The sequence below is a fragment of the Mycolicibacterium sp. MU0050 genome, assembly GCF_963378085.1.
Taxonomy (GTDB): Bacteria; Actinomycetota; Actinomycetes; order Mycobacteriales; family Mycobacteriaceae; genus Mycobacterium; species Mycobacterium wendilense.
In genome coordinates, this window is record NZ_OY726395.1 from 4,087,898 (window position 1) to 4,109,567 (window position 21,670).

The window sequence follows — 21,670 nt, forward strand, 5'->3', positions numbered from 1 at the left end:
GGGCGTCCGGGCCTTGAGGTGCGCGATGTGCAGCGCATCGGTACCGGGCAGATGAGCCTGACCTTCCGGGTGTCCTTCACCGACGGCGGCGGGAACGGTGGTCGTCAAGCTGGCTTCCGAGGACGACACCAGCCGCGGCACCGGGGTGGGTATGGGCGCCTACTTCCGGGAGGTGGCGTTCTACCAACGTCTCAGCGGTCGGATCGGGGGTCCGATTCCGCGCTGTCACCTCGCGGTGTACGACGAAGACCAGGGGTGGTTCACCCTGCTCCTCGACGACGTGCCCGGCGCGTCGCAAGGCGATCAGATCGCCGGTTGCGACGTGGCCACGGCGAAGACGGTCATGCGCACCCTGGCTCGGGTGCACGCCCCGGTCTTCAATGACATCGGGGTGGGTGCCCTGGATTTCCTGAACCTGCCCAACCCGATCAACAGTGAGCTGATCGGGACACTGCTGCCGGAGTTCGCCGACCGCTACGGTGACCAACTCGCCGACGAACACCTCGAGGTCTGCCGCCGCTACGCGCCCGCCGCCGACGCCCACGCCGCCGATCGGCGAGCCCCGCTGGGCTTGGTGCACGGCGACTTCCGACTGGACAACCTGTTGTTCGACGGCGACAACTGCGCGGTCGTGGACTGGCAGGTCGTGCAGTGGGGACCGGCCATGATCGATGCCGCCTACTTCCTGGGCGGCAGCCTGCAGGTCGAGGACCGCCGGGCCCACGAGAAAGAGTTGGTGCGCATCTACCACGACGCCCTGCTGGCCGAAGGGGTGTCCAACTTCAGCTGGGAGCAATGCTGGGAGGAGTACCGCCGCCAGGTCTTCTGGCTCCTCGCCATGGTGATCGTGCCGGCGATGGTGGTCGAGCGCACCGACCGCGGCGACGAGATGTTCCTGACTCAGTTCCGGCGGGTGTGCGAACAGATCCTCGATCTCGGCTCGCTGGAGCTACTGCCCGAACCGGGTGCCGTCCTGCCCGCGCTGCAACCGCATGCACAGGACGAGGGCGCGCACGACCCGGGCCGGGAACCGTTCTGGAACGAAAGCTGGTACTTCGACGCGATCACCCAAGACGGCGACACGGGTGTGTACGTCCGCTTGGGCAGGGTGCCCAACCAGGGCCACTGCGTCTACTCGGTCGCGGTGGTCCAGTCCGGCCGGCCCGCGGTCATGGTGACCGATTACACGGGCCCGCTGCCCGACCTGGCCGAGCACCGCCAGACTGTGACCGCCGACTCCTACATCGCTGTCCACGAGTGCGTGAAACCGTTGCAGGAGTACCGCATCCAGTTCGACGGTGCCACCGCACGGTACGACGATGCGGCCGACGTCCTGCGCGCTCAGGAGGGCACACCGGTTCGGTTGAAACTGGATCTACGGTGGCACACCGACGACGTTCCCTATGCGTGGCGGGCGGGGACCCGCTATGAGATCCCCTGCCGCGTCGAAGGGACCGTCACCGTCGACGATGCGGAATTCACGCTGTCGGCTCCGGGCCAACGGGACCACTCCTGGGGGGGGGCGCGGGACTGGTGGGCCAACGACTGGATGTGGACGGCGTTTCACCTCGAGGACGGCACCCGCGTGCATGCGGTCACCGTTCCCGACGTTCCCGGCTACGCCATCGGCTATATCCAAAGCGGCGGTCAGGTCACCGAACTGAACACCGGCACTTCGTCATTCGACTTGGCCGCCGACGGCCTGGTCACGGCGGGCACCCTCGAGCTCGGGGAAGGCGACCACAAGCTTGTGGTCGAGGTCCGCCCCCAGGCATCGGGGCCGTTGCGCTTGACCGCTCCCGATGGTCGGGTCACTCATTTCGTGCGGGCCGCAGCCAAATTCGGCACCACCGACGGCCGCACCGGGGTCGGCTGGATCGAGTGGAACATCAACCAGGCGACGGGCCCGGAGGATCCTCGATGACCACGCATGCCCGGTCCCGCGTCGGGCTCGACGCCGGCTTCACGATGACCATCGGGGGCCAACAGGTCTCTGCTGAACACAGTGCGCCGGTCTTCAACCCGGCCACCAAGCAGATCATCGCTCGGGTTCCCGTTGCGGCCCAGGAAGATCTGGACCGGGCGGTGGCGGCGGCCCGCGCCGCTTTCCCGGCGTGGTCGCAAACGCCACTGGCGGCGCGTCAGGCCGCAGTCGCGGCCATCGGCGATCGCCTCGAGCAGCACGCCGAGGACTTTCTTGCGCTGTTGACCGCGGAGCAAGGTAAGCCCCGGGCCATGGCCGAATGGGAAGTCCATGGCTCCGTCGCGTGGTTTCGGGAGGTCGCGACGCAATCGCTGCCGGAGGAAACTCTCGTCGACGATGCCGATCGCCGCGTCATCAGCCGCCACACCCCACTCGGTGTGGTGGGAGCCATCGTGCCGTGGAACTTTCCCATCCTGCTCGCAGTCTGGAAGATCGCACCCGCCCTGGTCGCCGGGAACACCATCATCGTCAAACCCTCGCCGTTCACGCCGCTGTGCGATTTGAAACTTGTCGAACTCGTGCAGGATCTCCTACCGCCGGGCGTGCTCAGCGCCCTCAGCGGAGACGACGAGTTGGGCAAGTGGATGACCGCCCACGACGGGATCGCCAAGATCGCCTTCACCGGCAGCACCGAGACGGGCAAACACGTCATGCGTTCTGCTGCGGGCAACCTCAAACGACTCACATTGGAACTGGGCGGCAACGATCCCGCCATCGTGCTTCCCGACGTCGACCCACAAGTCGTTGCTCCGCAGATCTTCTGGGCGGCATTCCAGAACAACGCGCAGTTCTGCAATGCCGCCAAGCGGGTCTACATCCACGACGATGTCTACGACGCAGTCCGAGATGAACTGGTGAAGTACGCGCGGACGGTTGTCGTCGGTGACGGCGCCGACGAAGCCACCCAACTCGGTCCGATCCAGAATGAACAGCAGTACCGCAAAGTCGGTGAGTACTTCGACGACTGCGCCGCACGCGGTTATCGATTCGTCCTGGGCGGCCACATCGACCCGACGTCTCCGGGGTGGTTTGTCCCGGTGTCCATCGTCGACAATCCGCCGGAGGATTCTCGGCTCGTCGCCGAGGAGCCCTTCGGCCCGATCCTTCCGCTGCTGCGTTGGAACGACGAGGCGGACGTCATCGCTCGCGCCAACGACACCGTGTGGGGCCTGGGTGCGACCGTCTGGGGCCAAGACCTCGAAGCCGTCGAACGCATCGGGCGGCAACTGGAGGCGGGAACGGTGTGGCTCAACGAAGTTCACCAGTACTCGCCGCACCAGGTGTTCGGCGGACACAAGCAGTCCGGCATCGGGGCCGAGAATTCCCTGCACGGCCTCGCCGAGTACACGAACCACCAAACGATCACGCTCAACAAGAAGAAGGGCTCCGTCTCGTGAGCAGCGCCGCTGCGCAGGACGTCCCGGCTTCGTCGACCGCGACCGCCGCCGTCCTGCACCATCACACCAAGCCGCTGGAGCTGAGCACCGTCGCCATCGCGGAAGTCCGACCCGATGAGGTTCGGATCCGAATGGTGGGGGCCGGGATCTGCCACACCGACCCCGGGGTCATCGCCACCATCACTGACGAAGAATCGCCAATCGTGCTGGGGCATGAAGGATCCGGCGTCGTCGAGGCCGTCGGCGCGGATGTCACCGCGGTGGCGCCCGGCGACCACGTGGTGGTGTCCTACAACCACTGTGGCGAGTGCGATCACTGCGGCAGCGGGCTACCTATGCACTGCCGGCACTTTGTCGACCTGAATCTCACCGGCCTTCGGCTCGACGGCACGAGCCCGCTGACCACATCCGACGGCCCACTACGAGCGCACTTCTTCGGCCAATCATCCTGGGCGACATACGCCGTGGCCAACGAACGCAACGTGGTCAAGGTCGACCCGTCGCTGCCCCTGGAGCTGCTCGGCCCACTCGGGTGCGGAATCCAGACCGGGGCCGGCGCCGTGTTGAACACATTGCGGCCGGCGCCTGGGTCCTCGATCGTCGTCTTCGGCGTCGGCTCGGTGGGCCTGGCCGCGATACTGGGCGCCAAGGTTGCCGAATGCGCGACCGTCGTCGCCGTCGACATCCAGCAATCCCCCCTCGATCTTGCGCTCTCGCTGGGTGCCACCCATGCCGTCAACTCCGCTGAAGAGGACGTGCTCGCGGCCGTGCGCGACCTCACCGGTGGTTACGGCGCACAGTATTCCGTCGACTGCATAGGCCTGCCCGCGGTGGTACGAAGCGCGCTGGAATGTCTGCAGTCCCCGGGTGTCTGCGCCAGCGTCGGATTTCAGGGCACCCCCAACGAGATCACCATCGATCAGGGCCACCTCTTATTCGGTCGTTCCCTGGTCGGTGTCATCGAAGGCGACGCCAAAGCATCGGAGTTCGTCCCGTACATGATCGAGTTGTACCAGCAAGGCCGATTTCCCTTCACCCGGTTCATCCAGACCTTCCCCTTCGAGGAGATCAACGAGGCCCTCGCGGCCGTGCACCGCGGTGATGTCACCAAGGCCGTACTGACCTTCGAATGACCTCTCCGAGCTGAGGCGATTCGGTTAGGTGTCGGCGTAGGTCCGATGCCCGCGGTGGGCGTCCCGGTCGAAGATCCCCAGGATCTCGCAGGGTCCACCCTCGGCGCCGAGGGCGTGCGGCAACATCGTGGGAAACTCTGCGGCCTGGTTGGTTTCGACGCGCAACCGGCGGTCCGCGAGGAGCAGGATTGCGGTTCCGGACAGGACGACGAACCATTCGCGGCCGGGATGGGCGCGCATCCGCGCGGGGTTGTCCGGCGGGGGGTCGGTGAGCCGCTGACGCATGACGGTAAGGCCGGGGTCGGCCTTCACCGACCACCGCAGGGTGCCGTGGGCGCCGTCGATCATGGGACTCGACACGACGTCATAGGTGTCCGTCTGCACCAACTGGTCGAGCGAGGTGTCGAGGGCCCGGGCGAGGTCGACCAGCTGATCCAGCGCCAGACGGCGCCGGCCGGTCTCGATCCGACTCAATGACGACGGGCTGATCCGCGCCCGGGCGGCCAGTTCCTCCAGCGACCAGCCCTGCGCCACCCGCAGGGCGCGGATGCGTTTGCGCACCAGGCCGTCGATTCCGCTAATTTCTTGCGTCATAGGCATGATTCTATGCGTATTCGGCAAGGCAGTTCTACCGTCGGACCCATGACGCAGAAACTGAGCAAGTCGTTCTGGGAACAGCGTTGGCAGTCCGTCGACGGGGGAACGCCGACGGTCACTGCCTCGCCGAATCACACGCTGCGCGAGGTGGCAGCCGCGTTACCGCCGGGCGCCGCACTCGACGCCGGTTGCGGCCAGGGCGCCGATGCTCTGCATCTCGCCGAACGCGGCTGGACGGTCACCGCAGTCGATTTCGTCGCCGACGCGCTGGAACGCGGACGGCGGGCCGCCGAACAGTTGGGAGCGGAGGCCTCCGATCGGATCCGTTGGCGGGAAGCCGACCTGGATTCCTGGGCGCCGCCGCGGGAGTCCTTCGACCTGGTGTCCGCGCACTATCTGCACGGGATCGCCAGCAGGACAGCGGCGTTCGGCCGACTGGCCGCCGCGGTGCGCCCCGGCGGAACCTTGCTGATCGTCGGGCACCACCCCGCCAGCCTCGACATCTCCGGCGGCACGATGCCGCAGGCGGTGTTCTTCACCTCCGCCGACGTCACCGCGGCCCTGGATAACCGCTGGGAATTGGTCCGGGTCGACGACGATCTCCCCCGCGAGGTCGCCGGCCCCGAGGGCAGCCCCCTGCGCCTGCGGTCGTCGCTGGTGCAGGCCCGGCGGCGATAGGGCCGTAACGGCCATCTCCCCGGGAGACCGCGTCTTGTCTGCCCTTGGTGGCATACTCGCTCGTATGTTCGATATGGACGTGTTGCCGCCGGTCAGTGAGGTGACGGGGCGGGATACGGCTGGGTTGATCGAGGCGATGGGGGCTGCGGCGCGGTGGGAGGCGGCGACGGCGGCGCGGCGGTTGGCTGCGGTGGCGGAGTTGTTTCATCGGCGTTTGCAGGAGGTCGATGCCGAGGAGCGTGAGCAGTGGCTCATCGATGGTCATGAGCAGGTCAGTGCCGAGGTGGGGTGTGCGTTGGGGATCAGCCGGGCGCGGGCGGCGGGGGTGATCCGGGTGGCGACGAGCTTGTTTGACCGGTTGCCGAAGGTGGCGGCGGTGTTCGCCGCCGGGCGGGTGGATTATCGGGTGGTCGCGGCGATTGTGTCGCGGACCGAGTTGGTGCTCGATGATGCTGATGTGGCGGTGTTGGATCGGGCGTTGGCGCGGCAGGTGCATCGGTGGAACCGGTTGTCGCGCAAGAAGCTCGCCGAGGTGCTCGATGCCTGTGTGCTCGAGATCGATCGGCTGGCGGCCAAGCCGGCGCGCGATCGGGTCGAGGACCGTGAGGTCGGCATCGGGGCGGAGACCGAGGGGACCGCCGAGTTGTGGGGTACTTTGGCCGCGCCGGACGCGATCGCCTTCGATACCCGGCTGGAGCAGCTGGCGGCCACGGTGTGTGCCGCCGATCCGCGGACCAAGGCCCAACGCCGCGCCGATGCGGTCGGGGCCTTGTCGGTCGGGGCGACGCGGTTGGCGTGTCGGTGCGGGCAGGCCGAGTGCCCCACGGCCGGTGAGTCGGCCCCGGCGGCACCGGAGGTGGTGATCACGGTGCTGACCGACCCGGCCGGGCAGCGCGGCTACATTCCCGGGTTCGGGTTCCTCGACGCGCAGGCGTTGGCCGCGGCGATGGCCGCCGGCGCCCAGCAGCGCTCGCTGCCCCATCCCGGGGACTGCGGTGCCCCCGAGCCGCGGTATCGGCCCTCGGCGGCGCTGGCGAACTTTGTTCGGGCGGCGGGATCTGACCTGCCGGTTCCCCGGTTGTGAGGCCCGCGCCGAGGTGTGCGATATCGACCATACGGTGCCGTGGCCGCAGGGCCCCACTCATGCCTCGAACCTGAAATTGCTGTGCCGTGCGCATCATTTGTTGAAGACGTTCTACACCGGGTCGCGGTGGTGGTCCGACAGGCAGTTGCCCAATGGCACGGTGCTGTGGACGGCGCCGACCGGGCACACCTATGTCACCAAACCCCATGGTGGGCAATTGTTTCCGGTGCTGGCCCGCCCGACCGGGGTCCTCGACCTGCCCGCCGAGAGCCCAGCACCATTCCCGGGGCGCGGGCATGCCATGCCCACCCGCCGGATCACCCGAGCCCAAGACCGCGCCGCGCGCATCACCTACCAACGCAACCTCAACGCCGCGCACTACGCCCAAAACCCCGACCCACCACCGGACCCACCACCCTTCTGACCCGCCGGAGTCACACCGCACTGGCGGTCCACGGCGGCGCGCACTATGGTGGGCGCGGATACAACCACACGGGAGTGCGCACCGAGCGCGCTGAGAGGACGACTGGGGTCGTCGACCGTACGAACCTGACCGGGTAATGCCGGCGTAGGGAGTGCAGTGATGAGTGATATTTCGGCTGTTGCCAACCTGTCGACTGGCCCGATCTCGGGCAGCACCAAGGTATATCGGGAACTTCCCGACGGCGCCCGGGTGCCGTTTCGGCGCATCAACTTGACCAACGGCGAGCATCTGGACGTCTACGACACCTCCGGTCCGTACACCGATCCGGATGCGCGCATCGACCTCGAGGCCGGGCTGCCGCGCCGCCCGGTCGTCCGGGATCGCGGCACCCAGTTGCAACGCGCCCGCGCGGGCGAGATCACCGCCGAGATGGTCTTCATCGCCGAACGAGAGGGCGTACCAAGCGAACTCGTGCGCAGCGAGGTCGCCGCCGGCCGCGCGGTGATCCCCGCCAACCACAACCATCCCGAGAGCGAGCCGATGATCATCGGCAAGGCGTTCGCGGTGAAGATCAACGCCAACATCGGCAACTCCGCGGTGACCTCCTCGATCGCCGAGGAGGTGGACAAGATGGTGTGGGCCACCCGGTGGGGCGCCGACACCATCATGGACCTGTCCACCGGCAAGAACATCCACGAGACCCGCGAGTGGATCCTGCGCAACTCCCCTGTCCCGGTCGGCACCGTGCCCATCTATCAGGCGCTGGAGAAGGTCGACGGCGAACCGACGAAGCTGACGTGGGAGCTGTACCGCGACACCGTGATCGAGCAATGCGAGCAGGGTGTCGATTACATGACGGTGCACGCCGGGGTGCTGCTGCGGCACATCCCGCTGACCGTCGACCGCGTCACCGGCATCGTGTCACGCGGCGGGTCCATCATGGCGGCCTGGTGTCTGGCGTACCACACCGAATCCTTCCTCTACACCCACTTCGCCGAGCTCTGCGAGATCTTCGCCCGCTACGACGTGACCTTCTCGCTCGGCGACGGCCTGCGGCCCGGATCGATCGCCGACGCCAACGACGCGGCCCAGTTCGCCGAGTTGCGCACCCTCGGCGAGCTCACCAAGATCGCGAAAAGCCATGGCGTACAGGTGATGATCGAGGGCCCCGGGCACGTCCCGATGCACAAGATCGTCGAGAACGTCCGCCTCGAGGAGGAGCTCTGCGAGGAGGCACCGTTCTACACCCTGGGCCCGCTGGCCACCGACATCGCCCCGGGATATGACCACATCACCTCGGCCATCGGTGCCGCCGTGATCGCCCAGGCCGGCACCGCGATGCTGTGCTACGTCACGCCCAAGGAACACCTCGGCCTACCGAACCGCAAGGACGTCAAGGACGGCGTCATCGCCTACAAGATCGCCGCGCATGCCGCGGATCTGGCCAAGGGCCACCCCCGCGCCCAGCAGCGCGACGACGCCCTGAGCACCGCCCGGTTCGAGTTCCGCTGGGAGGACCAGTTCAACCTCGCGCTCGATCCCGACACCGCGCGCGAGTTCCACGACGAGACCCTGCCCGCCGCCCCGGCCAAGACCGCGCACTTCTGTTCGATGTGCGGACCGAAGTTCTGCTCGATGCGGATCACCCAGGACATCCGGGACGCCTACCCGGACGGCACCGCCGGCGAGATCGAACGCGGCATGGCGGCCAAGTCCGCGGAGTTCGCCGAGCGCGGCAACCGGGTCTACCTGCCGCTGGAGGCCACCATGTCAGAATCGACGCCATGAACGTCCTGCCGCTGCCGCCGCCCGGCCAGGCGCCGCTGTCGGTGCTGACCATCGCCGGCTCCGATTCCGGGGGCGGTGCGGGCATCCAGGCCGATCTGCGCACGTTCGCGATGCTCGGCCTGCACGGCTGCGTGGCGCTGGCCGCGGTCACCGTGCAGAACACGGTGGGCGTCAAGGACTTTCACGAGATCCCGCTGGAGATCATCGCCGGCCAGATCCGGGCCGTGACCTCCGACATCCGGATCAGGGCCGCCAAGACGGGCATGCTCGCCTCGGCGGAGATCATCGAGTGTGTCGCCGAGACCTGGCGGGCCGAGGGACTGGCCGGCGAAACGCCGCTGGTGGTCGACCCGGTGTGCGCGTCGATGCACGGCGACCCGCTGGTGCACCCCTCGGCGCTGAACTCGATACGCACCGAGTTGTTCCCGCTGGCCACCCTGGTGACGCCCAACCTGGACGAGGTCCGACTGCTGGTCGGCATCGACGTCGTCGACGAGGCATCCCAGCGGGAGGCGGCGCGCGCGCTGCACGCGCTGGGACCACAATGGGCGCTGGTCAAAGGCGGACACCTGCGGTCCTCACAACTGAGTCCGGACCTGCTGTTCGACGGCACGGAGTTCCACGAGTTCGCCGCGCCCCGCGTCGACACCGGCCACGACCACGGCGCCGGTGACACCCTGGCCGCCGCCACCGCATCCGCACTGGCGCACGGCTATTCGGTGCCCGACGCGGTGGCGTTCGCGAAAGCCTGGGTCACCGAGTGCATCCGGGCGGCCTACCCGCTGGGCCACGGCCACGGCCCGGTCAACGCGTTGTTCCGGCTGCGCGGCCTGCCCGATGGATCTTGAGGCCATCGCCGGCGTCGCGCACCCGCCGGACGGCGACCCGGCGGGCACGGTACTGCTCACCCACGGCGCCGGCGGCAGCCGCGAGTCCCCGCTGCTGATCCGGATCTGCGACGAGTGGGCCCGGCGCGGCTGGCTTGCGGTCCGCTACAACCTGCCCTACCGGCGGCGCCGCCCCAAGGGGCCGCCGTCGGGCTCGGCAAAGACCGATCAGGCCGGCATCGTCGAGGCCATCGGGATGGCCCACGACCTCGGTCACGGGCCGGTGCTCGCCGGCGGGCACTCCTACGGCGGGCGGATGACGTCCATGGCCGTGGCCGACGGGGCCGCCGTCGACGTGCTGACGCTGTTCTCCTACCCGCTGCATCCGCCCGGCAAGCCCGAGCGCGCCCGCACCGAGCACCTGCCGGACATCACCGCACCGACGGTCTTCACCCACGGCACGGCGGACCCGTTCGGCAGCATCGAGGAACTGCGCGCGGCCGCTGAGTTGCTCGGCGGGCCCAGCACCGTCGTGGAGATCGTCAAGGCCCGCCACGACCTGGGCTCCAAGACCCTCGACGTCCCCGCCCTGGCCGTCGAGGCGGCCCTGGCGCTGCTGAGTTAGCAAACCGCCCTTCCATCTTACTTTTGAGTAAGATACGGTGCCAGGATGGCAGCACCGGAGTTCGACTTCGTGATCGTGGGCGCCGGCTTCGGCGGCATCGGCGCCGCGATCGAACTGCGCCGCCTCGGCTACGACAACTTCGTGATCCTGGACCGGGAAGACGACCTCGGCGGGACCTGGCACGTCAACCACTACCCGGGCCTGGCCGTCGACGTGCCGACCACCACCTACAGCTACTCGTTCGAGCCCAACCCCAACTGGTCCCGGCTCTACACCCCGGGTCCCGAGATCAAGCAGTACGCCGCCGATGTCGCCGACAAGTACGACGTGCGCGGCCACATGCGGTTCAACACCGTCGTCAGCGGTGCCCGCTGGGACGACGAGACCGCAACCTGGCAGGTGGCCCTGGAAGCCGGGGACACGCTGAGTACTCGCTTCCTGATCACCGCGACGGGCTTCCTGTCGCAGCCGCGGATGCCGGAGATCCCCGGCATCACGACGTTCACCGGGCGGGTCCTGCACACCACCGACTGGGACGACGACTACGACCCCGCCGGGCAGCGCATCGCGGTGATCGGCACCGGCGCCACCGCGGTGCAGCTGATCCCCGAATTGGCCAGCCGCGCCGCGGATCTCACCGTGTACCAGCGCACCCCCATCTGGGTGGTGCCCAAGATCGACATCCGCTTCGGGGCCCTGGTGCGCCGGCTGTTCGCCCGGGTCCCGGCGACCCAGCGCGCGGTGCGCGCGATCACCGACGGCCTCTACGAGTTCCTGGTGTACGTCGGCGTGCTGCGCTACGACAGCGTCGGCAGACTCAACGTGGCCGCCCGCCAGCTGGCGAACGTGCATCGATTCCTGTCCATCCGGAACCGGGACCTGCGCCGCAAGCTCACCCCCGACTACGAGTTCGGCTGCAAGCGCCCGACGTTCTCCAACAGCTACTACCGCACCTTCACCCGGGGAAACGTGCACCTGCAGGCCGACGGCATCGAGCGCATCGAGACCGACGGCATCGTCAACGCCGACGGCACCAAGACCGTGATCGACACCCTGGTGCTGGCCACCGGATTCGACCTGTGGGAGGCCAACTTCCCGGCCATCGAGGTCATCGGGCGGGACGGACGCAATCTGGGAAAGTGGTGGCGCGACACCCGATTCCAGGCGTACCAGGGCGTCACGGTGCCGCATTTCCCGAACTTCCTGAGCCTGGCCAGCCCGTACGCCTTCCTGGGCCTGAACTTCTTCAACACCATGGACTACCAGATGCGGCACATGGACCGCCTCTTTGGTGAGCTCAAGCGGCGCGGCGCAACGACTTTCGAGGTCACCGAGGACGCCAACGCGCGCTACCTGGACCAGATGACCCGGTTGCTCGGCGACTCGCTGTTCACCACCGGGGACTGCGCCTCGGCCCGCTCGTACTATTACAATCCGGCCGGTGAGGCCACGCTGCTGCGTCCCATGACCACCCGGGCCGCACTGCGAGAAGCCGCGAGTTTCCCCGTCACCGACTACGAATTCGGTTGAACAGAAAGGTCCGTCCGTGTCAGACGTCTCCAGCAAGCCTGCCGCCCTGCCCAAGATCGCCGGCCTGACCCTCGCCGCCACCGGAGTGGCGCACTTCGTTCGTCCACAGCTGTTCGAGCCCATCACCAAGCCGCTGTTCCCGCGCAACACCCAGCAACGCATCTACGCCCACGGCGGCATCGAGACCGCGCTGGGCCTGGGTCTGCTCAGCGCCAAGACCCGCAAGGCGGCGCTGCTCGCCGGCGCCGGTTACCTCGGCTACCTGGGGCTCAGCGCGGCACGCAGCACCCGCTGAGCACTCAGATCCCCAGCACGGCCTTCGCGATGCCGAAGTAGATCAGCAGGCCGGCGGCGTCGACGAAGGTCGAGATGAACGGGTTGGAGAAGACTGCGGGGTCCGCCCGCACCACCCGCGCCAGCAGCGGCATCGCGCCGCCCACCGAGGCGGCCATGGTGCACAGGCTCACGAACGTCAGACCGATGACCAGCCCGATGTCGCTGCCGTAGATCAAACCGGTGACCGCGAAGGCCAACGAGCCCAACAGGATTCCCAGCAGGAGGCCGACGCGCAGTTCCCGGAACACGACCTTGCCGAGGTCGCGGGGCCGGACGTCGCCCAGCGCCAGGGCCCGGGTCACGGTGGTGGCGGCCTGATTGCCGGTGTTACCGCCGGTGCCGATCAGCAGCGGCACGAACAGGGCCAGGGTGACCACCTGTTCCAGGGTCGCCTCGAACACCTCGAGGACCTGCACCGTCAGCGTCGCGCCGACCGCCAGCACCAGCAGCCACACCACCCGGGAGCGCACCAGGCCGGTCACCGGCGCGGTCAGGTACGGCCGACGCAGCGGCTCGACGCCGCCGATGCGGGCCTGGTCCTCGGAGTCCGCGGACTCCAGGATGGACAGCGCGTCGTCGACGGTGAGGATGCCGACCACGCGGTTCTCGTTGTCGACCACCGGCAACGCCAACAGCTTGAGGTCCGCGCACCGGCGGGCGGATTCCTCGGCGTCGTCGGTGGCCCGCACGTCCAGCGGCCGCTGCATCACCTCGGCGACGGCCGTGCCGACCGGAGCCTTCATCAGATCGCGCAGGCTCACGATGCCCACCAGCACGCGGTGTGCATCGGTCACCGGCATGGTGTACACCGTCTCGGCGTCGTCCAGGTGCTCGCTGACCCGGCGCAACGCCTCGGCGCACGTCATCTCCGGGCGCACGGCGACGAACTCGGGACTCATCCGGCGGCCGATGGAACCCTGCGGGTAGCCGAGAATGTCGGCGGTGAGCGCCCGCTCCTGCGGGGGAAGACCCTGCAGGAGCCGACGGGCAACCGTGGCCGGCAACTCGTCGAGAAGTTCGACGCGGTCGTCGGGGTCCAGGTCGGCGAACAGCGCCGCGACGTCGTCGTCCTGGAGCGCGCCCACCAGGTCGCCCTGGAGGCTGGGGTCGAGGTTCTCGAATACCTCGAGGGCCTGTTCCTTCTCCAGCAGGCGGTAGAGCACCGCGCCCCGTTTCGAGGACAGCCGGTCGAGGATCTCCACCACCCAGCTGGCCGGCAGCGAACGCACCGCCGTGGTCAGCTCCGGCAGGTCGAGGTCGCCGTCCATCGCGTCCTCGACCGCCTTGGTCGCCGCGTCCCGATCGGCATCCTGCAACTGGCTCAACGAAATCTCAGACATCAGCGGTCACCTTCACGGCAGAGGTTCGGCGCTCGGGCGGTCCCGGGCTGCTCATGGCCTCCCTAATACAGGTACTAGATGACCGGATGACAAACGAGCCGCGGGCTACACGCCGAGCGTCACCAGCATGAGCCGGCGCAGTCCGGCCTGCAGGCGCGCCGAGTTCGCGTAGCCGCCCAACCGGCCCAGATCGATCACCAGGGCCATCGCCGCCTGCACCAGGAAGCGCGCCTCGCCCTGGGTGACCTCCGGGCGCACCGATACCAGCAGCCGCACCCAGGAGTCGATGGTGGCGCGCTGCACGTTGCGCAGCATGTCCTGGTCGGCCGCGCTGAGATTGACGCGTTCGGTGTAGTACACATAGGCCAGCTCCGGGCTGGCGAACGAGCTGGCCACGTAGGCCCCGACCAGCCGCCGCAGCGCCTCGGTCGGATCGCCGACGCCGGCCAGCACCGACGCCAACTCCGCGGAAACCCGGTCGGCACCGCGGTGGAACACCGCCGACAGGATGTCCTGCTTGCCGGCGAAGTAGCGGTAGATCGCCGAGGTGGGGATCCCGACCGCCGCGGCGATCTGCCCCATGCTGGTTTCGTGATAGCCCTGCTTGTCGAAGAGCACCAGGGACTGCTGCAGGACGGCCTCGTAGCGCCCGACGGCGTCGGGTTCGGCCAGCGGCCGCGGGGTCACGACGGGCTCGGCGGCGATCTCGCGGGCGGTGGGCAGCTCGGCGGCCAGGATGTCGGCGGCCACCCGGGCCAGCAGCGCCCGGATCTGAGCGACCGGCAACTTGGCGCGGTGGTCGGCGACGCTGCCGATCACGCTGAGCGCCGCGGCGGACAACATCCAGCGCTCGACGGAGGCCAGCGTGGGCCGCAGCTGCCGCATCGGCTGCTGGATCCGCCGGTTGACCAGCCGGATCTGCGTCATCAGCCGGGCCTGATCCTCGCCCTGCAGGTAGCGCCCCTCCCAGCGGTACAACCCGCCGCGGTCCCGGTTGGCGATCGCGACGTCCGCGATGGCCCCGACCACCCGGGCCTGTAAGTCCAGGGGTTCGATGCCCGCCGCGGCCTCGTCGTCGCAGAAGGCGGTGGCGTCGACCAGCTGCTGGCCCAGCGTCAGCACCGCGGCGCGGAACAGGTCGTACTTGTTGGCGTAGTGCCGGTAGAGCGCGGTCGCGGTGATGTCGAGCTGCGCGGCGATGTCGTCCATGCCGACCGCGTGGTAGCCGCGCTTGCTGAACGCCTCCGCGGCTACGCGGGCGATCTGCGCTTTGCGGTCCTTCGGACGCCGGCGAACGCCGTCGGCGGTGGCGGCTCGGCTTGTCGGCACGCACCCACACTAGACCGGCGTTCTCGATCGCATCGGTGAACCGAGCGCACGACAAAATGTCCGCCAACCCGGCACGCCCCAGCCGAACCATCGTTAACATAGTGGTCACGCAAGGAAGGGACGCGCCCATGCTCGCCAAGCTTCGTTCGGTGCTGAGTTACCAGTTCACCATCGCCGAACTCATCGGGCTGGGCATCATCCTCGGCACCCCGTACCTGATCATCGGGGCCATCTGGTCAATGACCCACACCGACCACCTCGAACACCTGCAGGGCGCCGATCTGGTGGTGTCCTTCCTCGGATCGATCGTGTCCTGGCCGGTCCTGCTGTTCTCGAACGTGTGCATGACGTGAACTCGTCGCGCCCGTTGTCCACCGCCGACACCCGGATCACCATCGGGCGGCGCACCACCCGGTGGGACGATCGGGAACCGACGGTCGGCGACGCGATGGACTTCTGGTCGTTCGCGGCCGGCGCGGCCAACGTGGTCATGCAGCTGTCCTGGCCCGGGGTGGGCCACGGCGTGGTGGAAAGCAAGGTCACCTCGGGCAGCCTGATGCACCACCCGTGGAAACGGGCCCGCACCACGTTCAGTTACCTCGCGGTCGCCATCCTGGGCACCGACGAAGACCGCCTCGCCTACCGCGACGCCGTGGACGGCGCACACCGTCAGGTGCGCTCGACGCCGGAGAGCCCGGTGCGCTACAACGCCTTCGACCGGGACCTGCAGATGTGGGTGGCGGCCTGCCTGTTCGTCGGGCTCGAGGACACCTACCAACTGCTGCGCGGAGAACTCACCGGCGAGCACGCCGAGATCTTCTACCGCTCGGCCTTCACCCTGGGCACCACCCTGCAGGTCACCGAGGACCAATGGCCGCCCACCCGCGCGGCCTTCGACGAGTACTGGAACACCGCATGCGAGCAGGTCGCGATGGATGCGGCGGTGCGCGGCTACCTGACCGATCTGCTGCACCTGCGGATGGTCTCGGCTCTGCTGCGCCCCGGATTCGGCCCGCTGCTGCGGTTTCTGACCGTCGGGTTCCTGGCGCCGGTGTTCCGCGACGCGCTGGGCGTCGACTGGTCGCCGCGGCGGCAGCGGTGGTTCGAGCGGCTGTTCCTGCTGGTGTCCTTCGTCAACCGGTTTCTGCCCAGGTTCATTCGGCAGGGCGGCAGCCACGTGTTGCTGGCGGATATCCGCAGGAGGGTCCGGCGGGGAAAGAGATTGATCTGATGGGCGGAGCACTCACCACGCGCCGCCTGCTCGCGATGATCGCGGCGGGGCTGGTGCTGCTGATCGGGGTGCTGACCATGTGGCAGCCGGTGTACCTGTCCGAATTTGACAACTACGGCCTGCAGATCAGTTGCGGCTCGGGGTTTTTCGCCGACCTCTCGCACGCCGAGATCGTCGACGGCGGGCCCGGGCCGAGCACCGACGCGTGCCAGTCCGCACTGCTGATCCGACGCGTCTGGGCCATCCCGACCATGGTGCTGGGAGCCGCGGTGCTGCTCACGTTGGCGCTGCGCGGCACGCGGGTGGTGAGCCCGCAGTCCCGGAACTGAGCGTCAGGACCCCGTCAGCACGTGCCGGGTCCGGTCCTCGGGTACCGGGACGCCGTTGCGGCCGCTGAGATCCTGGGCGTATCGCCCGACGATGAAACCCACCCCGGCGCCGTGGATGCCCAGCGCGGTGGCGTCGACGTTGTCGATGTTGTCCTCGGGCTTGTGATAGTTCGGGTCGAACGGCTCGCCGGCCCGCCCGCCCCACAGCTCGGACTGCTCGTCCGTCATGTTCGCCTCGCCGCCGGTGAACAGCCCGCCCGACGGGACGCCGGCCAGGGTGAACGCGTCGTAGTCGGACCGACCGTCGAACAAGGTGTCCTGCCCCGGCTTTCCGGCCGCGTCCAAGTAGGCGGTCAGCTCGCGTTCGATGCCGGCCGAGCCCTCCGGCACCCACGGCGATCGGTCGTTGCGGCCCCGCGGGGCGGACTGGTTGCCGTCGTAGGTGAAGTAGCCGGGGTTGGGCGAGCCGATCATGTCGAAGTTGAGGTACATCGCGATGGCGGTGAGTTCCTCGAGGTCCAGCGACTCCACGTAACGCTGCGAGCCCACCAGGCCGAGTTCCTCGGCCCCCCAGAACGCGAAACGCACGGCGTTGCGGACCGGCGGCGCGCTGCCGAGTTGCAGGGCCGCCTCGAGCACCCCGGCCACCCCCGAGGCGTTGTCGTTGATGCCGGGGCCCTCCGGCACGCTGTCCAGGTGGGCGCCGGCCATCACCACGTTGTCGGTATCGCCGGTGGTGGTCTGCGCGATGACGTTGCGGCCGGTGTGCTGACGCGTCTCGGCCGTGACCCGGACGGTCACCGGGCCCGGATTCGCCCGCAGCCGCGCGCCGTCGTCCTTGCCGACGCTGACCACCGGGACCTGCACCTCGTTCTTCTCCCCCAGCGTGCCGCCCATCTTCTCTTCGTCGACGTTGTTGGCGATCACCACGCCGACCGCGCCGGCGGCCACCGCGTGCGCCACCTTCTGGGTGAACGGGCACACCCCGCGATCGACCAGCACGATCGCGCCGGCGATCGGCAGGTCGTCGAAGTCCGGCTTGGCACAACCGGGCGCCTCGCTGACCCGGGCGGGCACCAACGGGGCGGTCAATCCGTCCGGCGCGGTACCGACGCTGTACTGCAGCGCCCGGGCGACCAGCGTCGCGTCGCCGTGGGTCACCGTGCCCGGCTCGGCGCTGAACACCCGCACCTCGAACTCGGGGATGCTGACCTCGAAGCCCTTCTCCCGCAGGGCATTCGCGACGTAGTCGACGCTGGCGTCATACCCCGGGGTGCCCGACGCCCGGTTGCCGCCGTGGGCGTCGGCGATGTCCTGGAAGTTCCGCAGATGGGTCAGCAGCGCCTCGGTGTCGATCCGCTCGGCGATGGTGGCGCCGAACTCGGCCGCGGCGCCGGTGCCTGCGGCCGGTTCACCCTCGGGCGCGGTCTCGCGACCGCAGCCGGCGACCGCGACGAGGGCGAGCACGGCAAGCACTGCGAGCGCGGCCCGCGACCTGGTTCGGAAAACTGACATGCGCACCACGTTAGCGGCGCCAGGCGGCGACGATCAGATCGGCGACCGGCCCGCTCATCGCGGCGGGCTCGAGGCCTGCGCCCAGAACCGCTTGGGGATGCGGCCGGCCTGCCGGGCCAGGTGCCCCGCGGTGACCGCGGCGGCCATGGCCGCCGCCATCGTCGGCGGGTCGGCCGCCCGGGTGACGGCGGTGGCCAGCAGCACCGCGTCGCAGCCCAATTCCATCGCCAGCGCCGCGTCGCTGGCGGTGCCGATGCCGGCGTCGAGGATCACCGGCACGCCCGCGGCGGCGACGATCATCTCGATGTTGTGCGGGTTGGAGATGCCCAGGCCGGTGCCGATCGGCGAGCCCAGCGGCATGACGGCCGCGCAGCCGACATCCTCGAGCCGGCGGGCCAGCACCGGGTCGTCGGTGGTGTAGGGCAGCACGACGAACCCGTCGTCCACCAATTGCTCTGCGGCGCGCACCAATTCGACGGCATCCGGCAGCAGGGTCCGCTCGTCGGCGATGACCTCCAGCTTGACCCAGTCGGTCTGCAAGGCCTCGCGGCCCAGCTGCGCGGTCAGCACCGCCTCGGCCGCGCCGCGACACCCGGCCGTGTTCGGCAGCGCCGCGATGTTGAGCCGGTTGAGCAGATCCAGCACCCCGGTGCCGGTCTCGGCGTCGATGCGGCGCATCGCGACCGTCGTCAGCTCGGTGCCCGAGGCGATCAGGGCCTCCTCCAGCACCGCCAGGTTGGCGGCGCCGCCGGTGCCCATGATCAGCCGGGACCCGAAGCTGCGCTCGGCGATGGTCAGGACGGAATCAGCCACCCTGCACCGCCGTGACCACTTCCACTCGGGCGCCGTCGGAGAGCACGGTGTGCCAGTCGGATCGGGGTATCACCGCCCAGTCCAATGCCACCGCAATGCCCTTGTCGCCGTAGCCGAGCCGTTCGACCAACGCCTCGACGGTGGTCTGCTCGTCGACCTCGACCTGTTCGTCGTTGACCAGAATTTTCATGCTGCGACACTCACTTTCAATGCGTTGGCGATCCGTTCGGCGGTCCAGGGGGCAAGCAGAAAACCGGAGCGGCCGTGCCCGGCGGCCACCAACGTGCGCTCGTCGAGCCGCTCCACGATCGGCAGGTTGTCCGGGGTCATCGGCCGCAGGCCGGCGCCGCACTCGGCCAGCTCGTACTCGCCGAGCGCCGGCAGCACCGCGCAGGCGTCGTCGAGCAATTCGCGCACCCCGGTCACGGCGGGCGCCGTGTCGCGGCCGTGTTCGTACTGTGTGGCACCGACGACCACGCCGTCATGGCGGGGCACCAGGTACACCTGCCGGCCGTGCACCCGGGCCCGAACCACTCGCCGCGGCACCGGCATACACCCCTTGCGCCAGCGCAGCCGCAGCACTTCGCCCTTGACCGGCCGCACCGGCAGGCCCGGCCACAGCGTCGGCGCGTCCAGGCCGTTGGCGATCACCACGGAGTCGGCCGACACCTCGGCCAGGTCGGTCACCGGGCCCGCCCACTGCACCCCGAGCCGCTCGCACTCGGCGGCCAGGCCCGCGACGACGGCGCGGTTGTCGACGGCCAACTCGGTGCCGGCGCGAAACCCGTGCCGGATGCCCTGGGCCAGCAGCGGTTCGATGTCGCGGGCCGACGTGGTCGGCTCCACCGGGTGGCCCTGGGCGGCCAGCCAGTCCCCGACGGTCTTCAAGTCGGCGACGTCGGCCCGGTCGACGGCGACCACCAGAGATTCCCGCGCCGTCACCACCTCCGGGGGCAGCCCGTCCAGGTATGAGCCGGGCCCCTCGGCGCGCCACAGCGCCAGCGAGTCCAGGCCGATGCGCAGGAGCTCCTCCTCGCCGGGCCAGCCCTCGCTGTGCGGGGCCAGCATGCCGCCGGCCACCCAGGACGCGCCGGGTACGTCGCTGCGGTGCACCCGGACCGACCAACCGTCCCGCGCGGCCCGACGGGCCACCGACAATCCGATGACGCCGCCACCGATCACGGCGACGGTGCCACTGCCGACCGCAGGTGTCATCTGCCCCTCCCTTCGCCGGCATGACCCGGATCAGGTGTGACGGTAAGGACCGGGGCGCTGCTGACACTCGCCGCGCAGGTCCACTCTCAGCCCGGTCCGCCGGGCTCCCGTGATTACTTCCGACCAGGGTACTCAGGTGTCGGCGATAGCCTGAACCGCGTGACCCCACCTACCCCGCTGCCGCTGGACCGACTCGCCGGTGCCCGGCTGTACCTGTGTACCGACGCCCGCCGCGAGCGCGGCGATCTCGCGGAGTTCGCCGACGCGGCGCTGGCCGGCGGGGTCGACATCATCCAGCTGCGCGACAAAGGCTCGGCCGGTGAGCAGCGGTTCGGCCCGCTCGAGGCCGCCGGAGAGTTGGCCGCGCTGGAGATCCTGGCCGACGCCGCGCGCCGGCACGGGGCGCTGTTCGCGGTGAACGACCGCGCCGACATCGCGCGCGCCGCCGAGTCCGACGTGCTGCACCTCGGCCAGGACGACCTGCCGCTGTACGTGGCCCGCGACATCATCGGCGCGCGGCAGGTGATCGGCCGCTCCACCCACGACGAAGCCCAGGTCGACGCGGCCCTCGAGGAGTCGGTCGACTACTTCTGCGTCGGCCCGTGCTGGCCGACCCCGACCAAGCCGGGCCGGGCGGCGCCGGGTCTGGACCTGGTCCGCGCGGCCGCGGCGCGCCGGCCCGCCAAGCCGTGGTTCGCCATCGGCGGCATCGACGAGCAGCGGCTACCCGAGGTCCTCGCCGCCGGGGCGACCCGGGTGGTGGTGGTGCGGGCGATCACGGCCGCCGAGGACCCGGGCGCGGCCGCAGCCCGGTTGAAAGCGGCGCTCGGTCAGGCACCGGAGCTCAGCGGAACACCGGGATAGTGGCGGTCACCTCGCGCAACCGCGGCCAGCTGGCGGCGAAACCCGGATGCAGCGGCAGGTCGGCGACCTCGTCCTCGGGCACCCAGCGCAGCTCGGAGCTCTCCCGGTTCGGCACGGTGGCCAGCTGGGTCGGCGCGTCGGCGATCACGGTCGTATAGGTCCAGTGGGTAGCGCTGCCATCGGTGCCGACCTCGGCGGTCACCACGCTGATGCGCACCGTCACCTGATCGGCGGGCAGCCCGGCCTCCTCGTGCGCCTCGCGCACGGCGGCCTCCTCCGGGGTCTCGTGGCTGTCGCGGGCCCCGCCCGGCAGTCCCCACGTACCGCCCTGATGGCTCCACGGCGCCCGGTGCTGCAGCAGCACCGCGGCCGTCCCGTCGGCGCGCGGCGCCCGCAACAGCAGACCCGCCGCACCGTGGCGACCCCAGTAGTGGGCGCCCTCCTCCGAAACCACCCACCCGTCACCGTCGCCTCGCACGGGCACAAGGATAGGCGGAACGGGATTGCGGTGCGTGCCCCGCTCGCTTCGGCCGCGATCGACGCGCGGGACGCGATCACGTACCAACTTTCACAATGGGCTCTTAGAATTGCGGTCAGGACGGGTCGGGTCGCACGGGACACACTGGGATTC

The 21,670-nt window shown here is 69.4% G+C and carries 23 protein-coding genes and 1 riboswitch; of the genes, 15 read left to right on the forward strand and 8 right to left on the reverse strand.

Annotated elements, in window-relative coordinates; translation table 11 throughout:
- Positions 1-97: 97 nt before the first annotated feature.
- Genes R2K23_RS19585 through R2K23_RS19595 form a run of 3 tightly spaced genes read left to right on the forward strand, consistent with a single transcriptional unit; the run spans position 98 to position 4,514 of the window.
- A complete protein-coding gene (locus tag R2K23_RS19585) occupies positions 98-1,924 on the forward strand; it encodes a DUF7064 domain-containing protein (RefSeq protein WP_316511897.1) in 1,827 nt (608 codons plus the stop codon).
- Positions 1,921-3,381: an aldehyde dehydrogenase family protein gene (locus R2K23_RS19590; protein WP_316511899.1), complete on the forward strand. Its 1,461-nt coding sequence runs from the start codon at positions 1,921-1,923 to the stop codon at positions 3,379-3,381. Before R2K23_RS19585 ends, R2K23_RS19590 begins: the two co-directional genes overlap by 4 nt.
- Positions 3,378-4,514: an NAD(P)-dependent alcohol dehydrogenase gene (locus tag R2K23_RS19595; protein ID WP_316511901.1), complete on the forward strand. Its 1,137-nt coding sequence runs from the start codon at positions 3,378-3,380 to the stop codon at positions 4,512-4,514. The genes R2K23_RS19590 and R2K23_RS19595 overlap by 4 nt, the downstream gene beginning before the upstream one ends.
- 24 nt (positions 4,515-4,538) lie before the next feature.
- Here the strand turns inward: R2K23_RS19595 and R2K23_RS19600 are convergent, their stop codons facing one another.
- Complete coding sequence (locus R2K23_RS19600; protein ID WP_316511902.1) at positions 4,539-5,108, reverse strand: helix-turn-helix transcriptional regulator; 570 nt, start codon at positions 5,106-5,108, stop codon at positions 4,539-4,541.
- 48 nt (positions 5,109-5,156) lie between these two features.
- Between R2K23_RS19600 and R2K23_RS19605 the strand changes: the two genes are divergently transcribed.
- The 8 genes from R2K23_RS19605 to R2K23_RS19640 all read left to right on the forward strand — a co-directional run bounded on the left by R2K23_RS19605 (position 5,157) and on the right by R2K23_RS19640 (position 12,362).
- Positions 5,157-5,789 (forward strand): class I SAM-dependent methyltransferase, encoded by a 633-nt coding sequence (locus R2K23_RS19605; RefSeq protein ID WP_316511904.1) that lies wholly within the window; start codon positions 5,157-5,159, stop codon positions 5,787-5,789.
- A gap of 64 nt (positions 5,790-5,853) precedes the next feature.
- On the forward strand, positions 5,854-6,873 hold the full coding sequence (locus R2K23_RS19610) for a DUF222 domain-containing protein (RefSeq protein WP_316511906.1): 1,020 nt from the start codon (positions 5,854-5,856) through the stop codon (positions 6,871-6,873).
- Between the two features lie 100 nt (positions 6,874-6,973).
- On the forward strand, positions 6,974-7,297 hold the full coding sequence (locus R2K23_RS19615) for a hypothetical protein (RefSeq protein ID WP_316511907.1): 324 nt from the start codon (positions 6,974-6,976) through the stop codon (positions 7,295-7,297).
- 58 nt (positions 7,298-7,355) lie between these two features.
- Positions 7,356-7,465: riboswitch (TPP riboswitch) on the forward strand.
- Positions 7,457-9,085 carry a phosphomethylpyrimidine synthase ThiC gene (gene thiC / locus R2K23_RS19620; RefSeq protein ID WP_396892402.1) on the forward strand — a complete coding sequence of 543 codons (1,629 nt, stop codon included), beginning with the start codon at positions 7,457-7,459 and terminating at the stop codon, positions 9,083-9,085. (Overlaps the previous riboswitch by 9 nt.)
- Positions 9,082-9,933, forward strand: coding sequence for a bifunctional hydroxymethylpyrimidine kinase/phosphomethylpyrimidine kinase (thiD, locus tag R2K23_RS19625; protein WP_316511909.1), 852 nt, complete (start codon positions 9,082-9,084; stop codon positions 9,931-9,933). The genes thiC and thiD overlap by 4 nt, the downstream gene beginning before the upstream one ends.
- A complete protein-coding gene (locus R2K23_RS19630) occupies positions 9,923-10,537 on the forward strand; it encodes an alpha/beta hydrolase family protein (protein ID WP_316511910.1) in 615 nt (204 codons plus the stop codon). Before thiD ends, R2K23_RS19630 begins: the two co-directional genes overlap by 11 nt.
- Positions 10,538-10,582: 45 nt before the next feature.
- Complete coding sequence (locus R2K23_RS19635) at positions 10,583-12,067, forward strand: flavin-containing monooxygenase (RefSeq protein ID WP_316511911.1); 1,485 nt, start codon at positions 10,583-10,585, stop codon at positions 12,065-12,067.
- A gap of 16 nt (positions 12,068-12,083) precedes the next feature.
- Entirely contained in the window at positions 12,084-12,362 is a 279-nt protein-coding gene (locus R2K23_RS19640; protein ID WP_316511912.1) for a hypothetical protein, read from the forward strand.
- A 4-nt stretch (positions 12,363-12,366) separates the two neighbouring features.
- On the opposite strand, the gene mgtE is transcribed toward R2K23_RS19640, so the two are convergent.
- Together mgtE and R2K23_RS19650 are read right to left on the reverse strand one after the other, a co-directional pair.
- On the reverse strand, positions 12,367-13,743 hold the full coding sequence (mgtE, locus tag R2K23_RS19645; protein ID WP_316511913.1) for a magnesium transporter: 1,377 nt from the start codon (positions 13,741-13,743) through the stop codon (positions 12,367-12,369).
- A 105-nt stretch (positions 13,744-13,848) separates the two neighbouring features.
- Positions 13,849-15,072, reverse strand: coding sequence for a TetR/AcrR family transcriptional regulator (locus R2K23_RS19650; protein ID WP_316511915.1), 1,224 nt, complete (start codon positions 15,070-15,072; stop codon positions 13,849-13,851).
- A gap of 128 nt (positions 15,073-15,200) precedes the next feature.
- On the opposite strand from R2K23_RS19650, the gene R2K23_RS19655 reads away from it, so the two are divergent.
- Genes R2K23_RS19655 through R2K23_RS19665 form a run of 3 tightly spaced genes read left to right on the forward strand, consistent with a single transcriptional unit; the run spans position 15,201 to position 16,632 of the window.
- Positions 15,201-15,425 (forward strand): hypothetical protein, encoded by a 225-nt coding sequence (locus R2K23_RS19655; RefSeq protein ID WP_126335487.1) that lies wholly within the window; start codon positions 15,201-15,203, stop codon positions 15,423-15,425.
- Positions 15,422-16,303: an oxygenase MpaB family protein gene (locus R2K23_RS19660; protein ID WP_316511918.1), complete on the forward strand. Its 882-nt coding sequence runs from the start codon at positions 15,422-15,424 to the stop codon at positions 16,301-16,303. The genes R2K23_RS19655 and R2K23_RS19660 overlap by 4 nt, the downstream gene beginning before the upstream one ends.
- Positions 16,303-16,632: a hypothetical protein gene (locus tag R2K23_RS19665; RefSeq protein ID WP_316511920.1), complete on the forward strand. Its 330-nt coding sequence runs from the start codon at positions 16,303-16,305 to the stop codon at positions 16,630-16,632. The genes R2K23_RS19660 and R2K23_RS19665 overlap by 1 nt, the downstream gene beginning before the upstream one ends.
- Before the next feature lie 3 nt (positions 16,633-16,635).
- Here R2K23_RS19665 and R2K23_RS19670 read toward each other — a convergent pair whose 3' ends face one another.
- From R2K23_RS19670 to thiO, 4 genes are read right to left on the reverse strand one after another with little or no spacing between them, the layout of a single operon-like run.
- Positions 16,636-18,147 (reverse strand): M28 family metallopeptidase, encoded by a 1,512-nt coding sequence (locus R2K23_RS19670; protein ID WP_316511922.1) that lies wholly within the window; start codon positions 18,145-18,147, stop codon positions 16,636-16,638.
- A gap of 54 nt (positions 18,148-18,201) precedes the next feature.
- Complete coding sequence (gene thiG, locus R2K23_RS19675; RefSeq protein WP_316511924.1) at positions 18,202-18,960, reverse strand: thiazole synthase; 759 nt, start codon at positions 18,958-18,960, stop codon at positions 18,202-18,204.
- Positions 18,953-19,150: a sulfur carrier protein ThiS gene (gene thiS, locus R2K23_RS19680; RefSeq protein WP_316511926.1), complete on the reverse strand. Its 198-nt coding sequence runs from the start codon at positions 19,148-19,150 to the stop codon at positions 18,953-18,955. Before thiS ends, thiG begins: the two co-directional genes overlap by 8 nt.
- On the reverse strand, positions 19,147-20,175 hold the full coding sequence (gene thiO / locus R2K23_RS19685) for a glycine oxidase ThiO (RefSeq protein WP_316511928.1): 1,029 nt from the start codon (positions 20,173-20,175) through the stop codon (positions 19,147-19,149). Before thiO ends, thiS begins: the two co-directional genes overlap by 4 nt.
- A 159-nt stretch (positions 20,176-20,334) precedes the next feature.
- On the opposite strand from thiO, the gene thiE reads away from it, so the two are divergent.
- The gene (gene thiE, locus R2K23_RS19690; protein ID WP_316511930.1) at positions 20,335-21,039 is read left to right on the forward strand and encodes a thiamine phosphate synthase; all 705 of its coding nucleotides are present in this window, start codon (positions 20,335-20,337) and stop codon (positions 21,037-21,039) included.
- Here thiE and R2K23_RS19695 read toward each other — a convergent pair.
- Complete coding sequence (locus R2K23_RS19695; RefSeq protein WP_316511932.1) at positions 21,020-21,517, reverse strand: NUDIX hydrolase; 498 nt, start codon at positions 21,515-21,517, stop codon at positions 21,020-21,022. The two genes, thiE and R2K23_RS19695, sit on opposite strands and share 20 nt — an antisense overlap.
- Positions 21,518-21,670 lie beyond the last annotated feature (153 nt).